The organism is Enterobacter cloacae complex sp. 2021EL-01169 (assembly GCF_020733125.1).
Lineage (GTDB): Bacteria > Pseudomonadota > Gammaproteobacteria > Enterobacterales > Enterobacteriaceae > Enterobacter > Enterobacter roggenkampii.
Genome location: NZ_JAJFTC010000001.1, coordinates 394,516 through 411,952, shown reverse-complemented (window position 1 = coordinate 411,952; position 17,437 = coordinate 394,516). Strand labels below are relative to the sequence as shown.

The 17,437-nt window shown below is 55.7% G+C and carries 15 protein-coding genes; 11 read left to right on the top strand and 4 right to left on the bottom strand.

The genetic code is table 11. The annotated features are described in order from the left end of the window. Positions 1 to 336: 336 nt before the first annotated feature. Complete coding sequence (gene setB / locus LLF79_RS01880; protein ID WP_227879031.1) at positions 337 to 1,518, top strand: sugar efflux transporter SetB; 1,182 nt, start codon at positions 337 to 339, stop codon at positions 1,516 to 1,518. On the opposite strand, the gene LLF79_RS01875 is transcribed toward setB, so the two are convergent. Next, entirely contained in the window at positions 1,515 to 1,769 is a 255-nt protein-coding gene (locus LLF79_RS01875; RefSeq protein ID WP_021241515.1) for a YkgJ family cysteine cluster protein, read from the bottom strand. The two genes, setB and LLF79_RS01875, sit on opposite strands and share 4 nt — an antisense overlap. Before the next feature lie 164 nt (positions 1,770 to 1,933). Between LLF79_RS01875 and yeiP the strand changes: the two genes are divergently transcribed. Further along, positions 1,934 to 2,506 carry an elongation factor P-like protein YeiP gene (yeiP, locus tag LLF79_RS01870; protein WP_008500940.1) on the top strand — a complete coding sequence of 191 codons (573 nt, stop codon included), beginning with the start codon at positions 1,934 to 1,936 and terminating at the stop codon, positions 2,504 to 2,506. Positions 2,507 to 2,623: 117 nt separating this feature from the next. Here the strand turns inward: yeiP and uxuA are convergent, their stop codons facing one another. After that, entirely contained in the window at positions 2,624 to 3,814 is a 1,191-nt protein-coding gene (gene uxuA / locus LLF79_RS01865; RefSeq protein ID WP_227879030.1) for a mannonate dehydratase, read from the bottom strand. A gap of 203 nt (positions 3,815 to 4,017) precedes the next feature. Between uxuA and LLF79_RS01860 the strand changes: the two genes are divergently transcribed. From LLF79_RS01860 to yejF, 9 genes are all read left to right on the top strand, one after another. Then, positions 4,018 to 5,484 (top strand): mannitol dehydrogenase family protein, encoded by a 1,467-nt coding sequence (locus tag LLF79_RS01860; RefSeq protein WP_135345326.1) that lies wholly within the window; start codon positions 4,018 to 4,020, stop codon positions 5,482 to 5,484. A gap of 122 nt (positions 5,485 to 5,606) precedes the next feature. Beyond that, positions 5,607 to 6,593, top strand: coding sequence for a GTP-binding protein (locus tag LLF79_RS01855; RefSeq protein ID WP_008500943.1), 987 nt, complete (start codon positions 5,607 to 5,609; stop codon positions 6,591 to 6,593). Positions 6,594 to 6,626: 33 nt separating this feature from the next. Further along, positions 6,627 to 7,340 (top strand): phosphatase PAP2 family protein, encoded by a 714-nt coding sequence (locus LLF79_RS01850; protein ID WP_021241518.1) that lies wholly within the window; start codon positions 6,627 to 6,629, stop codon positions 7,338 to 7,340. A 415-nt stretch (positions 7,341 to 7,755) separates the two neighbouring features. Further along, entirely contained in the window at positions 7,756 to 8,325 is a 570-nt protein-coding gene (gene mepS, locus LLF79_RS01845) for a bifunctional murein DD-endopeptidase/murein LD-carboxypeptidase (protein WP_008500946.1), read from the top strand. Between the two features lie 127 nt (positions 8,326 to 8,452). Then, complete coding sequence (locus LLF79_RS01840) at positions 8,453 to 10,009, top strand: cyclic di-GMP phosphodiesterase (RefSeq protein WP_008500947.1); 1,557 nt, start codon at positions 8,453 to 8,455, stop codon at positions 10,007 to 10,009. 73 nt (positions 10,010 to 10,082) lie between these two features. Beyond that, positions 10,083 to 11,888, top strand: coding sequence for an extracellular solute-binding protein (locus tag LLF79_RS01835; RefSeq protein ID WP_008500948.1), 1,806 nt, complete (start codon positions 10,083 to 10,085; stop codon positions 11,886 to 11,888). A 9-nt stretch (positions 11,889 to 11,897) separates the two neighbouring features. Further along, positions 11,898 to 12,992 (top strand): microcin C ABC transporter permease YejB, encoded by a 1,095-nt coding sequence (locus LLF79_RS01830; RefSeq protein ID WP_008500949.1) that lies wholly within the window; start codon positions 11,898 to 11,900, stop codon positions 12,990 to 12,992. Then, a complete protein-coding gene (locus tag LLF79_RS01825; RefSeq protein WP_008500950.1) occupies positions 12,992 to 14,017 on the top strand; it encodes an ABC transporter permease in 1,026 nt (341 codons plus the stop codon). Before LLF79_RS01830 ends, LLF79_RS01825 begins: the two co-directional genes overlap by 1 nt. Before the next feature lies 1 nt (position 14,018). After that, positions 14,019 to 15,608, top strand: coding sequence for a microcin C ABC transporter ATP-binding protein YejF (gene yejF, locus LLF79_RS01820; RefSeq protein WP_227879029.1), 1,590 nt, complete (start codon positions 14,019 to 14,021; stop codon positions 15,606 to 15,608). Between the two features lie 3 nt (positions 15,609 to 15,611). On the opposite strand, the gene LLF79_RS01815 is transcribed toward yejF, so the two are convergent. Further along, a complete protein-coding gene (locus tag LLF79_RS01815; RefSeq protein ID WP_028013883.1) occupies positions 15,612 to 15,956 on the bottom strand; it encodes a YejG family protein in 345 nt (114 codons plus the stop codon). A 279-nt stretch (positions 15,957 to 16,235) separates the two neighbouring features. Next, a complete protein-coding gene (locus LLF79_RS01810) occupies positions 16,236 to 17,432 on the bottom strand; it encodes a Bcr/CflA family multidrug efflux MFS transporter (protein WP_008500953.1) in 1,197 nt (398 codons plus the stop codon). Positions 17,433 to 17,437 lie beyond the last annotated feature (5 nt).

The following is a 17,437-nucleotide window of genomic DNA, read 5'->3' as shown; positions in this document are numbered from 1 at the left end:
ATCGTTTCAGCTTTAATGAGAAAAAATGCGCTAGCCTGCTCCGTTTGTTAAAACAAGATAGCGCTGAAACGTTTCAAAAAGTCTTGCGCTTTCTGCTGTGCCTTGCAAGTAAACTCGTCTTTCTGATATCAGAATTTAGAGATACAGCACATTTCTTCTTCATTGAGCTGAATTTTGCTGAAGTTCAGCAAGTCAGTTTCAGCTAAGGTCAGCAGCGTGAGATGCAAGTTGAAATGCCATTTTGATTTTTCGTGGCATCATTGACCGCACCCACTGTTTATTTTTTAGCTGACGGCGTACACTCCGCCCCTCTCTGCTACTCGCTAATTATAAAACATGCATAACACCCCTGCGGCTGCCTCGCCAAAGCCCTTTGACTTGACCTCAGCGGCCTTCCTGATTGTTGCCTTTTTCACGGGCATTGCCGGTGCGTTACAGACGCCGACGCTGAGCTTATTTCTGACCAATGAGGTCCATGTTCGTCCGGCGCTGGTTGGCTTCTTTTTTACCGGAAGCGCCATCATCGGCATCCTGGTCAGTCAGTTTCTGGCGGGGCGCTCCGACAGAAAAGGCGATCGTAAAAGCCTGATCGTTTTCTGCTGCCTGCTGGGGGTCATGGCCTGCGTTCTGTTTGCCTGGAACCGCAACTACTTCATTCTGCTTTTCGTCGGGGTATTCCTGAGCAGCTTTGGCTCGACGGCTAACCCACAGCTGTTTGCGCTTGCCCGCGAACACGCCGACCATACCGGACGTGAAGCGGTGATGTTCAGCTCTGTCCTGCGTGCGCAGGTGTCGCTGGCATGGGTGATTGGCCCGCCGCTGGCCTACGCGCTGGCGATGGGTTTTGGCTTTACGGTGATGTACCTGAGCGCGGCAGTCGCGTTTGTGGCGTGCGGCGCGCTGGTGTGGTTCTTCCTGCCGTCCATGCGCAAAGAGCCCAAGGTGGCAACGGGCGTGCTGGAAGCGCCGCGCCGTAACCGCCGCGATGCCCTGCTCCTGTTCGCGATCTGCACGCTGATGTGGGGCACCAATAGCCTGTATATCATCAATATGCCGCTGTTTATCATTAATGAACTGCACCTGCCGGACAAGCTGGCGGGCATCATGATGGGCACCGCAGCCGGGCTTGAGATCCCGACCATGCTTATCGCAGGCTATTACGCAAAGCGCTTCGGGAAACGTTTTTTAATGCGCATCGCCGCCGTCGCCGGTCTGCTGTTCTATCTCGGCATGCTGACGGTACATACGCCTGGGCTATTGCTGGCGTTACAGCTCCTGAACGCTATCTATATTGGTATTCTCGCCGGGATAGGTATGCTTTATTTCCAGGATCTGATGCCGGGCCAGGCAGGCTCCGCCACCACCCTTTATACTAATACCACCCGCGTGGGCTGGATTATTGCCGGTTCAATGGCCGGTGTCGTGGCCGAAATCTGGAACTATCACACGGTGTTCTGGATTGCGCTGGTGATGTGTACGCTGACGATGGGCTGCCTGGCGAGGATTAAAGACGTTTAAGGCGCGGTGAGCGCTTCCAGCTCAAGAAGGTACGTTATCGCCTGCTCTCGCGTGCTGCCGCACATTTCAGCCGTGGGCTGAAGCCCGGAGCAGACCTTCGGGCGCAACGGTGAGCCAAAGATCATGCACAGGTTCGTTTCCGAGAGCTGAACGCAGCGGGTATTGGCAGGTTTGCCCTCGGGCATTCCTGGAATGGGGCTTGAAATGGACGGTGCAGTACAGCACGCGCCACAATCGGGACGACAATCCATAAATGCTCTCTTTCGCTGGCGAATGCCCGTACGGTCGGGCATCGCGCGCACAGTAACACCTTTTTTGTATTGATAGCAAAAGCCACGAATTCCTCTTGCCTGAAAGGCCGCGCGCGAGTAATTTGGCGCGATATTTTTTACCTCCCGTAAACAGGATTACTGCAATGCCAAGAGCGAACGAAATTAAGAAAGGTATGGTACTGAATTACAACGGCAAACTGCTGATTGTGAAAGATATCGATATTCAGGCACCAAGCGCCCGTGGTGCAGCTACGCTGTACAAAATGCGTTTCGCCGATGTGCGTACCGGCCTGAAGGTGGAAGAGCGCTTTAAAGGTGACGATATCGTCGATACCGTGACCCTGACCCGTCGCTATGTTGATTTCTCCTACATCGACGGCAACGAATATGTGTTCATGGACAAAGAAGATTACACCCCGTATATCTTCACCAAAGACCAGATTGAAGAAGAGCTGCTGTTCATCCCGGAAGGCGGTATGCCTGATATGCAGGTTCTGACCTGGGACGGCGTGCTGTTGGCGCTGGAACTGCCTCAGACCGTCGATCTGGAAATCGTTGAAACCGCACCAGGCATCAAAGGCGCATCCGCCAGTGCCCGCAACAAACCGGCTACCCTGACCACCGGCCTGGTTGTGCAGGTGCCGGAATACCTTTCTGCTGGCGAGAAAATCCGCATCCATATCGAAGAAAAACGCTATATGGGTCGCGCTGACTGATTGCGGCGTTTGTCGGGTGGCGCTACGCTTACCCGACCTACGAAAAAACCGGCCCAGAAGCCGGTTTTTGTGTTTTTGTAGACTGGGTAAGGCGAAGCCGCCACCCGGCAATTCCGTTTACAGCAGCTCCGGATACTTCGTCATCTTCAGCGCCAGCTCAACGCCGCGCACTTCCGCCATCCCTTTAAGACGGCCAATCGCCGAATAGCCCGGGTTGGTTTTCTTACGCAGATCGTCCAGCATCTGGTGTCCGTGATCCGGACGGAACGGGATAGGACGCACATCGCCAGCCTGCTTACGACGCGCCTCTTCCGCCAGAATGGCGTCTACCACCGCGACCATATTCACATCGCCGCCCAGGTGCGCCGCCTCATGGAAGGTTTTTGGGTTCTCTTCACGGCAGGTCGCACGCAGATGCGTAAAGTGAATGCGATCGCCGAAGGTTTTAATCATCCGCACCAGATCGTTATCGGCCCGCACGCCGTAGGAGCCGGTACACATGGTAAAGCCGTTGTGGATGCTGTCCACCGTCTCTTTCAGCCACTGCATATCTTCAATCGTAGACACGATACGCGGCAGGCCGAGGATAGGACGCGGTGGATCGTCCGGATGTACCGCCAGGCGAACCCCCACCTCTTCCGCGACCGGCACAATTGCGCGCAGGAAATACGCCATGTTTTCACGCAGCTGGTGCTTATCAATATCGCCGTATTCCGCCAGGCGGGCGCGGAACTGATCCAGCGTATACCCCTCTTCGGCACCCGGCAGGCCCGCAATAATATTACGGGTCAACTTTTCGATGTCTGCGTCACTGGCGGCGTTAAACCACGCGCGCGCCTGCTGCTGCTCTTCCGCGGTGTAATCCGCTTCTGCGCCAGGGCGTTTCAGAATGTGCAGTTCGAATGCCGCAAAGGCAATCTGATCGAAGCGCAGCGCTTTTGAGCCGTCCGGCATTTGATATTCGAGGTCTGTACGCGTCCAGTCCAGAATGGGCATGAAGTTGTAGCAAACGGTATCAATACCGCAGGCCGCGAGGTTACGGATGCTCTGCTGATAGTTGGCAATCCAGGTCTGATACTCGCCGGAATGGGTTTTGATGTCTTCGTGAACCGGAATGCTTTCCACTACAGACCAGGTTAATCCCTTTTCCTCCAGCAGCGCCTGACGCGTCTGGATTTCCTCTACCGGCCAGACCTGACCGTTAGGAATATGATGCAGCGCCGTGACGACACCCGTTGCGCCCGCCTGACGCACATCATCAAGAGAAACCGGATCGTTCGGCCCGTACCAACGCCAGGTTTGTTCCATTGCCTCACCCTCTTAAGTTGTTATACCAATATGCGTTACTACAATGACGACTACCATACATGTTTACCGCGAAGGGTCAATACACCGCCACACATTGATTGATCAAACTCACATAACGGGGATATTTACGGCTCACCAATTTTATTTGCTGTCATATAACTTTACACTGGCATTGTTAATTAATGGTTAATCAGGTGTATCTCATGAAGACAATTGCCTCCACCGCCCTTCCTGCCCGGGTTCAGCAACCGCGCTACGATCGTCAGCAACTGCGCTCCCGCATCGTCCACTTTGGCTTTGGCGCGTTTCACCGTGCGCACCAGGCCTTGTTAACAAATCGGGTGCTGAATGAAAAAGGCGGCGACTGGGGGATTTGTGAGATTAGCCTCTTCAGCGGCGACGTGCTGATGAGCCAGCTGCGCGCGCAGGATCATCTGTTCACCGTGCTGGAAAAAGGGGCTGAAGGAAATGAGGCGATTATCGTCGGTGCCGTCCATGAATGCCTGAACGCAAAGCTGGACTCCCTGCCCGCCATTATTGAGAAATTTTGCGAGCCTCAGGTCGCGATTGTCTCGCTCACCATCACAGAGAAAGGCTATTGCATCGATCCCGCGACCGGGAAACTCGACCTGAATAACCCCCGGATCGTCCACGACCTTGAAAACCCCTCAGAGCCACATTCCGCACCTGGGATCCTGGTCGAAGCCCTCCACCGCCGCCGCGAGCGCGGCCTGCCTGCCTTTACCGTGCTCTCTTGCGACAATATCCCGGACAACGGGCACGTGGTGAAAAACGCCGTGCTGGGCATGGCGCAAAAACGTTCCGCAGGGTTATCTGAATGGATCGATACCCACGTAAGCTTCCCCGGAACGATGGTCGACAGGATTGTTCCCGCCGCGACGGAGGCCTCGCTGGCGGTAATCACCGACGCGCTCGGCGTGGAAGATCCGTGCGCCATCAGCTGCGAGCCGTTCATTCAGTGGGTAATAGAAGATAATTTTGTCGCCGGCCGTCCCGAGTGGGAAGTGGCGGGTGTCCAGATGGTGCAGGATGTTCTGCCGTGGGAGCAGATGAAATTACGCATGCTCAACGGCAGCCACTCTTTCCTGGCGTATCTCGGGTATCTTGCCGGCTACGCGCATATTAATGAATGCATGGAGGATGCAGCGTTCCGAGAAGCCGCCCGTCGGCTGATGCTGAACGAGCAGGCCCCCACGTTACGGATTAAGGATGTCGACCTCACCGCGTATGCCGATAGCCTGATCGAACGCTTTGCCAACCCGGCCCTCCAGCATCGGACCTGGCAAATCGCGATGGACGGTAGCCAGAAGCTTCCGCAAAGAATGCTGGATGGGATCCGCGTTCATCTTGAGCGAAACACGCCGTGGCCGCTGCTGGCCCTGGGCGTGGCAGGCTGGATACGCTACGTCAGCGGCACCGACGAGCGCGGCAACGCGATTGACGTTCGCGATCCCCTCAGCGATAAAATCCGCACGATCGTCAACGCCAGCAGCGACATCGACCGCGTCCCCGCGCTGCTGGGGCTGAGCGAAGTGTTTGGTCACGATCTCGCGCACAATCGTATTTTTGTTGAGGCTGTTAGCCAGGCCTATCAGCGCATCACCCGTCACGGCGCACGTCAGGCTGTTATCGAAACGTTAAATATTTAACGATTGTTGCGCTTAACGCGAACGGATAAAGCCTCCGTTCGCCCTTCCCCTTCTCACAGGTCACGTTTTTCGCCAGGATAGAGAACAGTGTTATCGCATCATCATTCTCATCTGGAGCGCACGTGACCAAAACCAACCTTATCACCGGTTTTCTCGGCAGCGGTAAAACCACCTCAATTCTCCACCTGCTGGCGAATAAAGATCCAGCCGAGAAGTGGGCCGTGCTGGTCAATGAATTTGGCGAGGTGGGCATTGACGGCGCGTTACTGTCATCCAGCGGCGCGATGATTAAAGAGATCCCCGGCGGATGCATGTGCTGCGTCAATGGCCTGCCGATGCAGGTGGGGCTCAATACCCTGCTGCGTCAGGGCAAACCCGACCGCCTGCTGATTGAGCCCACCGGGCTGGGCCACCCGAAGCAGATCCTCGATTTACTGACCGCCCCGGTTTACGAGCCGTGGATCGATCTGCGCGCCACACTGTGCCTGCTCGATCCGCGTCAGCTTCTGGATGACAAGGCGGTGGCCAACGAGAACTTCCGCGATCAGCTCGCCTCGGCAGACGTTATCGTCGCCAACAAGGAAGATCGCGCCACGCCTGAAAGCCAGGCCGCGCTGGAGGCGTGGTGGCAACATTTTGGCGGCAATCGCACGCGGGTGCAGACCACCCAGGGGAATATTGATAGCACCCTGCTTGACCTGCCTCGTCTGAACCTCACCGAGCTGCCTGCCAGCGCGGATCATGCACACAGCCATCCGGTTAAGCAGGGTCTGGCAGCCCTGAGCCTGCCGGAGCACCAGCGCTGGCGTCGTAACCTGAACAGCGGCCAGGGATACCAGGCCTGCGGATGGATTTTCGATGCTGAGACCGTTTTCGATACTATCGGGATTCTGGAGTGGGCCCGCCTTGCGCCCGTCGATCGCGTGAAAGGGATCATGCGCACGCCGGACGGACTGGTGCGGATCAACCGTCAGGGCGACGATTTCTTCATTGAAACGCAAAACGTGGCGCCGCCTGACAGCCGAATAGAGTTAATTAGTGCGGTTAACGCCGACTGGAATGCCCTCCAGTCCAGCCTGTTGAGGATTCGTTTAAGTTCGGGCGGCTAACGTTGCCCCAGTTTTCACTCTATGCAGAACGTTATGACAACTCGATTTCCCCTGATATTACTGCTTAATGTCGCCGGTCTGGCGCTTTTCTTCTCCTGGTATATCCCGGCGAATCATGGTTTCTGGTTCCCCCTGGATTCTGGCATCTTTCACTTCTTCAACCAGGCGCTGGTGAAGAGCGACGCATTCCTGTGGCTGGTGGCCATCACCAACAACCGCGCCTTCGACGGCTTCTCGCTGCTGGCCATGGGCTGCCTGATGCTCTCTTTCTGGCTTAAAGAGGATAAAGCGGGACGTCGGCGTATTCTGATTATCGGTCTGGTAATGCTGCTGTTTGCTGTCGTCATTAATCAGCTGGCTACCGCGATTATTCCGGTTAAGCGTTCCAGCCCTACGCTCTTTTTCACCGATATTTATCGCGTCAGTGAGCTGCTGCATATTCCAACAAAAGATGCGTCGAAGGACAGTTTCCCCGGCGATCACGGCATGATGCTGCTCATTTTTTCCGCAGTCATGCTTCGCTATTTCGGCCGAAAAGCGTTTGCCATAGCCCTGATTATTTTTGTGGTTTTTGCCTTCCCGCGCGTAATGATTGGCGCTCACTGGTTCACCGATATTGCTGTCGGTTCGCTCTCCGTTGCGCTGATTGCGCTGCCGTGGTGTTTAATGACCCCGCTGAGCGACAGGATAATAGCGTTGTTCGATCGCTATCTTCCCGGTAAGGCGCAACAACAATTAAACAAATAACTAACCTAAATTAACGTGAGCTATCAGGGATCGACATGATCCCCGATAGCCTTCCCGCCACGATCTTTTCCCTCTGTCATATTTCTGTCATCACATTCATGATAAAAATGAAGCAATTGCGCGATCACGCGTCGGATCTGACCGCATTTTAAGCAATTACGGATTTTTACTTTCTGTATCACATTTTCTTATAAAAAAAAGGCTTTTTTTACTCGCAATACCCCTGGCAATCGGTTAATCTCGAACTCGTTTTGCCCCATAGGGATAATTATTTCAATGGTGAATAATTTTGTGCGCTATGCCACAAATGTGACCAGAAAGAATTGTCTCGATGTGAACAGATAATTAGTCTCGTCACGTTTGGCATTTTTATAACGATATTTGTCGTTAAGGACTTCAAGGGAAAATAAACAAAATGGTCAAATCTCAACCGTTTCTGAGATATATCTTGCGGGGGATCCCGGCGATAGCAGTCGCGGTACTGTTATCTGCATGTAGTACATCGAACACCGCGAAGAATATGCATCCTGAGACGCGTGTTGTGGGAATGGAAGATTCCTCTTCACTGCAAGCCTCTCAGGATGAATTTGAAAATATGGTACGTAATCTGGACGTGAAGTCCCGCATTATGGACCAGTATGCTGACTGGAAAGGCGTGCGTTATCGTCTTGGCGGCAGCACGAAAACAGGTATTGATTGTTCCGGTTTTGTACAGCGTACGTTCCGCGAGCAATTTGGGTTAGATCTTCCGCGTTCAACCTATGAACAGCAGGAGATGGGCAAGTCGATTTCACGTACCAAACTGCGCACCGGTGATTTAGTTCTCTTCCGTGCCGGTTCTACAGGTCGACATGTTGGCATCTACATTGGTAATGACCAGTTCGTACATGCCTCCACCAGCAGCGGTGTGACCATTTCCAGCATGAACGAACCGTACTGGAAGAAGCGTTATAACGAAGCGCGCCGCGTACTGACCCGCAGTTAATATAACTATTGTATCGTTGGTTATCCCTTGGCTGGCGATATGATGAAAAAAAGCACTGCTTCGGCAGTGTTTTTTTTTGCCCGTTACACTGAATACATCAAGCGGCTTTTCAGGAATCACGACGTCTATGCTCACCCGCTACTTCTCCAGTAATCGTAAAATACTGATCCTCAGTATTATCACGGGTCTCATCACCGCCCTGCTCCTGGGTTCCCTGCAATTTTCGTGGAGTTACCACAAGCGGGAAGTCAAATTCGACACCCTGGTGAATGATGTGAGCGCCTACATGGGGAGCTATTTCGAAGACCTAAAAAAAGCGGTCAATGTTCTCCAGCCTCTCACGTTGAACACGTGCCAGGACGTCAACCAGGAACTCACCTCACGCGCGGCCTTCAGCATTAACGTTCGCGCCTTCCTGCTGGTCCGGGACAAGATGGCATTCTGCTCCTCGGCAACAGGCCCGATGAATGCCCCGATGGAGACGCTCATACCTGAGCTGAACATCAATAAACAGATCGATATGGCGTTGCTTCCGGGTACCCCCATGCTGCCTGATGAACCTGCGATTGCGATCTGGTACCGCAACCCATTAGTGAAGGACGGCGGGGTGTTCACTTCTGTGAATATTAATCTGACGCCTTACCTGCTCTATACTGAGCGCCAGGACGAGTTCGCGGGTATCGCTATCATTATCGGCGATAACGCCTTGTCGACGCGGTCCAGCACGCTGGTTCATACCCGCGACTTGCATGACATCCCGGTCCGCACGGCGACGCTGAAAGACCTCCCCCTGACCATCAACCTGTATGCGGACGCATGGACCAGCGATGAAATTCTCTACGCGCTGTTCTTCGGGCTGGTATGCGGGATTTGTGCCGGATCGCTTAACTACTACATCCTCAGCATTCGGCTCAACCCGGGTAAAGAAATTTTAAGCGCTATCAAGCGCGGTCAGTTTTATGTGGTTTATCAGCCCGTCGTCGATGCCAAATCGCTCAGGATGACCGGGCTTGAAGTCCTGATGCGCTGGAAACACCCGACAATGGGGGAAATTCCGCCGGACGCGTTTATCAATTTTGCCGAAGCACAGAAGCTGATTGTCCCGCTGACGCTGCATCTCTTTGACCTTATCATTCACGATGCTCCCGTGTTACAAACGCTGTTACCTCCGGGCGCAAAGGTGGGTATTAACATTGCACCGGGGCATCTGCATGCGGAAAGCTTCAAGGACGATATGCGCACCTTCAAAGCCCTGCTGCCGCCGGATTACTTCCAGATCGTGCTGGAAATTACCGAGCGCGATATGCTCAACCATCGGGAAGCCAACACCCTTTTCGAATGGCTGCATAACGAAGGGTTTGAAATCGCCATTGATGATTTTGGTACCGGCCACAGCGCGCTGATTTACCTTGAGCATTTCACCATGGACTACCTCAAAATCGACCGTGGTTTTGTTAATGCGATCGGTACCGAGACCGTGACGTCGCCGGTGCTGGATGCCGTTCTGACGCTGGCAAGACGACTGAATATGTCGACCGTCGCCGAAGGGGTAGAGACGCCGGAACAGGCGGCCTGGCTGCGCGAACACGGCGTTAACTTCCTGCAGGGATACTGGATTAGCCGCCCGATGCCGCTGGCGCAGTTCCGCGAATGGCGGCCTGATATTTCGCCCGAAGGCGATTAATTTCACATTGCCCGTGACGTCACTTATTATTCAGCTTAACCGAGCCGGTCTGTAGAGAGGGAGCTGCCGCGAGATGCTTATGCGCTTTATGTTGCTGATGTTGGCATTCACGAGCCTGTCCAGCCAGGCGCAAACCATCAAAGAGAATATCGCCTTCGCGGTGATTGGCGAGCCGAAATACGCGGTCAATTTTACGCACTTCGATTACGTCAACCCTGCCGCGCCAAAAGGCGGTAAGGTCACGCTTTCCGCCACGGGAACCTTCGACAACTTCAACCGCTACGCCCTGCGCGGCGTGGCGGCCGCGCGTACGGAATCGCTTTACGATACGCTCTTTGTCACCTCCGATGACGAGCCCGGCAGCTACTATCCGCTCATTGCCGAGAACGTGCGTTACGCCGATAACTTCGCCTGGGCGGAAATCTCGCTGAACCCGCGGGCACGTTTTCACGATGGCACACCGGTGAAGGCCAGCGACGTTGCGTTCACCTTCCATAAATTCATGACCGAAGGCGTCCCCCAGTTCCGCATCGTATATAAAGGCGCGTCGGTCAGAGCCATCGCGCCGCTCACTGTGCGCATTGAGCTGAGCGAACCGAACAAAGAGAATATGCTCAGCCTGTTCTCGCTGCCGGTGATGCCGGAATCGTTCTGGAAAAATCATAAGCTGAGCGACCCGCTTTCAACGCCTCCTCTGGCTGGCGGCCCCTACCGCATTACCGACTGGCGAATGGGGCAATATGTCGTTTATTCCCGCGTCAAAGACTATTGGGCGGCCAATCTGCCGGTCAACCGCGGACGCTGGAACTTCGACACCCTTCGCTATGATTACTACCTCGACGATAACGTGGCGTTTGAAGCGTTCAAAGCCGGGGCATTCGATTTGCGCGTCGAGAGCAGCGCCAAAAACTGGGCGACCCGCTATATCGGCAAAAATTTCGCCAAAGGCTATATCGTCAAAGACGAACACAAAAATGAATCTGCCCAGGATACCCGCTGGCTGGCGTTTAATATTCAGCGTCCGGTATTTAATGACCGCCGGGTGCGGGAAGCCATCTCCCTGGCCTTTGATTTTGAGTGGATGAACAAAGCGCTGTTTTACGGGGCTTATAGCCGCGCCAACAGCTATTTTCAGAATACCGAATACGCCGCGCGTGATTATCCGAAAGCCGACGAACTGGTTCTGCTGGCCCCCCTTAAAGCAGAGGTACCGCCAGAGGTGTTTACAACGGTGTTTCAGCCGCCCGCATCGAAGGGTGACGGTTACGACCGCGACAACCTGCTCAAAGCCAGCAAGCTGCTGGATGACGCAGGCTGGCACCTGAAGAATCAAAAACGTGTGGATGCCAAAACGGGCAAGCCTCTCAGCTTTGAACTGCTGCTCTCGTCCGGGGGCAACGACCAGTGGGTGCTGCCGTTTAAGCACAACCTTGAGCGGCTGGGCGTGACCATGAACATTCGCCAGGTCGATAACGCGCAGATCACCAGCCGCATGCGCAGCCGTGATTACGACATGATGCAGCGCCTGTGGCCCGCGCAGCCGTGGCCTAGCTCGGACCTGCAAATCTCCTGGGCCTCCAGCTACATCGACTCCTCGTACAATGCGCCGGGGGTAAAAAGCCCGGCGATTGATGCGCTCATTGCGAAAATCGTGGCGGCGCAGGGGGATAAAGACAAGCTCGTGCCGCTCGGGCGCGCCCTCGACAGGGTCTTAACCTGGAACTACTACATGCTGCCGATGTGGTATATGGGCGAAGATCGCCTTGCGCGCTGGGATAAGTTCTCCGTGCCTGCCGTGCGCCCGGTCTATTCTCTGGGCTTTGACACCTGGTGGTATGACGTTAACAAAGCCGCCAGACTTCCCGCTGAGCGGCGATAAGGAATTATCATGGGTGCCTATCTTCTCCGCCGTCTGCTGCTGGTCATCCCCACCCTGTGGGCCATCATCACGATTAACTTTTTCATCGTGCAAATCGCTCCCGGTGGGCCGGTCGATCAGGCCATTGCCGCCATTGAATTTGGCAACAGCGGCGGCATGCCGGGCGGCGGCGGTGAAGGGATGGGCGCCAGCCATGCGCGAACTGGCGTAGGGAATATCAGCGAAAGCCATTACCGCGGCGGACGCGGGCTGGATCCGGAGGTGATCGCCGAGATCACCCACCGCTACGGCTTTGATAAACCGATTCACGAGCGCTATTTCAAGATGCTCTGGGATTACATCCGCTTTGATTTTGGCGATAGCCTGTTTCGCAGTGCGTCAGTGCTGACGCTGATCAAACAAAGCCTGCCGGTTTCGATCACGCTGGGGCTGTGGGGTACGCTGATCATCTATCTGGTCTCTATACCGCTTGGGATCCGCAAAGCGGTGTACAACGGCAGCCGGTTCGATATCTGGAGCAGCACGTTCATCATTATCGGCTATGCCATCCCGGCGTTTCTGTTCGCCGTTCTGCTGATCGTCTTTTTTGCCGGGGGCAGTTATTTTGATCTCTTCCCGCTGCGGGGGCTCGTCTCCGCCGATTTCAGCTCCCTGCCGTGGTACCAGAAAATCACCGACTACCTCTGGCATATCACGCTGCCGGTTCTGGCCACGGTCATTGGCGGGTTTGCGGCCCTGACCATGTTGACCAAAAACGCCTTTCTCGATGAAATTCGTAAACAGTACGTCGTCACGGCCCGCGCTAAAGGCGTGAGCGAGAAGCAGATCATGTGGAAGCACGTGTTCCGCAACGCCATGCTGCTGGTGATCGCCGGATTTCCGGCCACGTTCATCAGTATGTTTTTTACCGGCTCGCTGCTGATAGAGGTGATGTTCTCGCTTAACGGTCTGGGCCTGCTGGGCTATGAGGCCACCGTGTCGCGTGACTATCCGGTAATGTTCGGCACGCTCTATATTTTCACCCTGATTGGCCTGCTGCTGAATATCATCAGCGATATCAGCTATACGCTGGTCGATCCCCGAATCGATTTTGAGGGCCGATGATGCCGCGTTTAAGCCCCGTCAACCAGGCCCGCTGGGCCCGCTTTCGCCACAACCGCCGCGGCTACTGGTCGCTGTGGATTTTTGCCGTGCTGTTTGTCTTAAGCCTGTTTTCAGAACTGATCGCTAACGATAAACCGCTGCTGGTGCATTTTAACGACCGCTGGTACGTGCCGGTCATCGCCAATTACAACGAAAGCGACTTTGGCGGCCCGTTTGCGACGCCGGCAGAGTATCAGGACCCGTGGCTTCGCCAGCAGATTGAGCAGCACGGCTGGGCGCTCTGGGCGCCGGTGCGTTTTGGCGCAAACAGCATTAACTTCGCCACCACGACCCCCTTCCCTTCCCCGCCCTCCGCGCAAAACTGGCTGGGAACGGATGCTAACGGCGGCGACGTGCTGGCGCGCATCCTGTATGGCACGCGTATTTCGCTTCTCTTTGGGCTGATGCTGACGATCTTCTCCAGCGTGATGGGCGTCGTGGCGGGCGCCATTCAGGGCTACTACGGCGGGAAAATTGACCTCTGGGGCCAGCGGGTGATTGAGGTCTGGTCAGGCATGCCGACGCTGTTTCTGATCATCCTGCTTTCCAGCGTCGTACAGCCCAACTTCTGGTGGTTATTAGGCATTACCGTCCTGTTCGGCTGGATGGCGCTGGTCGGTGTGGTCAGGGCCGAGTTTCTGCGCACCCGTAATTTCGACTATATTCGCGCCGCGCAGGCGCTTGGCGTGAGCGACCGCGGGATCATCTTCCGCCATATGCTGCCCAACGCCGTGGTGGCAACGCTCACCTTCCTGCCGTTTATTCTGTGCAGCTCCATCACCACCCTCACCTCACTGGATTTTCTCGGTTTCGGGCTACCGTTGGGTTCCCCATCGCTTGGCGAACTGCTGCTGCAGGGCAAGAACAACCTGCAGGCGCCGTGGTTAGGCATCGCCGCCTTTCTTTCCGTGGCCGTGCTGCTGTCGCTGCTGATTTTTATTGGCGAAGCCGTGCGCGATGCCTTTGATCCGAACAAGGCGGTATAAAATGACCCAGCCCCTGCTCCGTATTGATAACCTGTCGATTGCCTTTTCAAAACAGGACGAGACGCGCACCGTGGTCAGCGACCTGACGCTGCAGATCCAGCGCGGTGAAACGCTGGCCCTGGTGGGTGAGTCGGGTTCAGGCAAGAGCGTTTCGGCGCTCTCCATCCTGCGGCTGCTGCCTTCTCCGCCGGTGAGCTACCCGCAAGGGGATATCCTTTTTCACGGCCGTTCGCTGCTGCACGCCGACGAACAGACCCTGCGCGGCATTCGCGGCAACAAAATCGCGATGATCTTCCAGGAGCCGATGGTGTCGCTTAACCCGCTGCACAGCCTGGAAAAACAGCTCTATGAAGTGCTCTCCCTGCACCGTGGGATGCGCAAAGAGGCCGCGCGGGGAGAAATTCTGGATTGTCTTGAGCGCACAGGCATACGCAATGCGGCCAAACGGCTGAATGATTTTCCGCATCAGCTCTCCGGCGGCGAACGCCAGCGCGTGATGATTGCCATGGCGCTGCTGACGCGCCCCGAGCTGTTGATTGCCGACGAGCCCACAACGGCGCTGGACGTGACGGTACAGGCGCAAATACTGACGCTGCTGCGGGACCTGCGTGACGAGCTAAACATGAGCCTGCTGTTTATCACGCACAACCTGAGCATTGTGAGAAAGCTGGCCGACAGCGTCGCGGTGATGCAAAACGGCCGCTGTGTTGAACAGAATGCGGCGTCCACGCTGCTGAGCGCGCCGCAACACCCCTATACGCAGCGCCTGCTCGACAGCGAACCCTCCGGCGACCCGGTTCCCCTTGACGCTGACAGCACGCCGCTGCTGCGCGTTGAGGATCTGTCCGTCTCGTTCCCGATCCGCAAAGGTATTCTGCGCCGCATTATCGATCGCAACCCGGTGTTAAAAAATATCCGCTTCTCGCTGCGCCCGGGCGAATCCCTCGGGCTGGTGGGCGAATCCGGCTCGGGTAAAAGCACCACCGGTCTGGCGCTGCTGCGCTTAATTGCCTCACAGGGCGAAATCCTGTTTGACGGCATGCCGCTGCACCGCTGGAACCGCCGCCAGATGCTGCCCGTACGTCCTCGCATGCAGGTGGTCTTTCAGGATCCCAACTCCTCGCTTAACCCGCGGCTCAGCGTGTTACAGATTGTCGAAGAGGGCCTGCGCGTCCATCAGCCCGGCCTGAGCGCGCAGCAGCGCGAGCAGGAGGTCATGCGGGTCATGGCCGAAGTGGGTCTAGATCCCGAGACGCGCCACCGCTATCCTGCGGAATTTTCCGGCGGGCAGCGCCAGCGTATCGCCATTGCCCGCGCGCTGATCCTGAAACCAGAGCTAATTATTCTGGATGAACCGACGTCGTCTCTGGACAGGACCGTACAGGCGCAGATCCTGGCGCTGCTGAAAGGGCTACAGGAAAAGCACCGGCTGGCCTATATCTTTATCAGCCATGATTTGCAGGTGGTGCGGGCGCTATGCCATCAGGTGATTGTGTTGCGACAGGGAGAGGTGGTCGAGCAGGGAGAGTGCCAGCGCGTATTTAGCGCGCCAACGCAGCGCTACACGCGCCAGCTGTTGTCGTCAGACTAGCGCTCAGAATGGATACTGGCCGGAGAAAGGCTCTGCAATAGCAACGCCAAAATTTTTCAGACGGCAGGTGGCAGCAAACTCGTCCTGGCTTTTCACAAACAGGCACGGCTCACCTTCGCACTCCAGCACGGAGCTGTCCACTTCGATATCCGTCAGGGCCTGACTGAGACGCTCCATCACCCGCCAGGCATTTTCGTCACTCGGGCTTAACAGCTTGAGCGCCACCAGGCAGTTTTCACAGCCCGCGACGCTTTGCGGAATCGGTTCAACTTTCGAACCAGCAAAACCCGCCGACCAGCGATAGCTCTGGGGCAAGCGATGGACAATAGAAAGTTGTAATGTATTCACGTTCGTTCCCCGGAAGCAAAATTTACTTCACAATTTATTTACATTTATAGTAACACATCATCGCCAGCCTGCACTATTCAGCACTTTTTTATCGGTATTCAGGCTCGCGTCGGCGCTATATGTACCCGTTTCTGCGATCTAACTCAACCTTTTTGAATACAATGATGTGACTTTTTACACAAATAGATTTTACATAAAATAAACAAACACGGCATAAACGAACGGGGGTTTGGTTGATATGCATCAACAAAAAAGGCCCTGCCGGGCCTTCTCTGTGTTTTAGTGGGCCGCTTTTCGCGGTCGACTGGCGTAAAGATAGAAGAGTATCGAGCTGGTTGCGCAAAAAGCCATGGCCCACAGCATGGGCCATGCCGTCGTAAAGGTGGCCATAGAAAGCAACGCGCCAACGATAGCGCCGATGCCGAAGCGGAACGTCCCCGCCAGGGAAGAGGCGGTCCCCGCCATGTGCGGGAACTCATCCAGAATCACCGCCATCGCATTGGACGACACCATCGACACACAGCCGACAAAGGCCGCTACGCCGACCACCAGCGCCCAGAAGCCCACGCCCAGAAACGCGCTCACCACCAGCCAGATCGCCATCACAAACTGGATCCACAGCCCCGCGCGAAACATGTTCAGCGCCCCCACCCGCCGGACAAAGCGGCTGTTGATGATGGTCATGATGAACAGGAAGACGATGTTAAGCGCAAAGTAATAGCCGAAGTGCTGCGGCGACACGTGGTTAAGCTCGATGTAGACAAACGGCCCGGCGCTCAGGAAAGAGAACATTCCGGCAAAGCTGAACCCGCTTGCCAGCATATAGCTGAGCACGCGCTTGTGGCGAAACAGCGAGGCAAAGTTGCCGATGGTGGTACGGATGTGAAACTTCTGGCGGCGCTCGACGGGAAGCGTTTCATCTATAAAGAAGAAGATCATTGCGGAGGCCAGCAGCGCGGCCAGGGCCAGGATCCAGAAAATCACATGCCAGCTGAACCACACCAGCACCGCACCACCCGCCATTGGCGCCACCAGCGGCGCAATCGTCGTCACCAGCATCACGAACGACATCATGCGGGAGAACTCTTCCTTCGGGTAGATATCGCGCATCAGGGCGTTAATCACCACGCTTGCCGCTGCCGCCGCCAGACCGTGGAAGAAACGCATGATGATCAAATGATCGATGGTCTGGGCCAGCGCACAGGCAACCGCTGCGGCCGCAAAGACCAGCGTCCCGCCCAGAATGACGGGCTTGCGTCCAAGGCTGTCCGCCATCGGGCCATAAAACAGCTGGCCAAGGGCAAAGCCGAGAATATAGGTGCTGAGCGTCATCTGCGCGCTGCCCGCCGGGACGCCAAACTGCGCGGAAATGACCGGCAGCGCAGGCAGGTACATATCAATAGACAGCGGCATCAGCATGGCCAGCAGGCCAAGAATGAAGACGATTTTGAACGACGAGTGTGGCCTGGTGGTCACAGAGT

Excerpts from the sequence above, each read along its gene's own strand:
- setB (WP_227879031.1), top strand. The coding sequence starts at position 337 with ATGCATAACACCCCTGCGGCTGCCTCGCCAAAGCCCTTTGACTTGACC.
- LLF79_RS01875 (WP_021241515.1), bottom strand. The coding sequence starts at position 1,769 with ATGGATTGTCGTCCCGATTGTGGCGCGTGCTGTACTGCACCGTCCATT.
- yeiP (WP_008500940.1), top strand. The coding sequence starts at position 1,934 with ATGCCAAGAGCGAACGAAATTAAGAAAGGTATGGTACTGAATTACAAC.
- uxuA (WP_227879030.1), bottom strand. The coding sequence starts at position 3,814 with ATGGAACAAACCTGGCGTTGGTACGGGCCGAACGATCCGGTTTCTCTT.
- LLF79_RS01860 (WP_135345326.1), top strand. The coding sequence starts at position 4,018 with ATGAAGACAATTGCCTCCACCGCCCTTCCTGCCCGGGTTCAGCAACCG.
- LLF79_RS01850 (WP_021241518.1), top strand. The coding sequence starts at position 6,627 with ATGACAACTCGATTTCCCCTGATATTACTGCTTAATGTCGCCGGTCTG.
- mepS (WP_008500946.1), top strand. The coding sequence starts at position 7,756 with ATGGTCAAATCTCAACCGTTTCTGAGATATATCTTGCGGGGGATCCCG.
- LLF79_RS01840 (WP_008500947.1), top strand. The coding sequence starts at position 8,453 with ATGCTCACCCGCTACTTCTCCAGTAATCGTAAAATACTGATCCTCAGT.
- LLF79_RS01835 (WP_008500948.1), top strand. The coding sequence starts at position 10,083 with ATGCTTATGCGCTTTATGTTGCTGATGTTGGCATTCACGAGCCTGTCC.
- LLF79_RS01830 (WP_008500949.1), top strand. The coding sequence starts at position 11,898 with ATGGGTGCCTATCTTCTCCGCCGTCTGCTGCTGGTCATCCCCACCCTG.
- LLF79_RS01825 (WP_008500950.1), top strand. The coding sequence starts at position 12,992 with ATGCCGCGTTTAAGCCCCGTCAACCAGGCCCGCTGGGCCCGCTTTCGC.
- yejF (WP_227879029.1), top strand. The coding sequence starts at position 14,019 with ATGACCCAGCCCCTGCTCCGTATTGATAACCTGTCGATTGCCTTTTCA.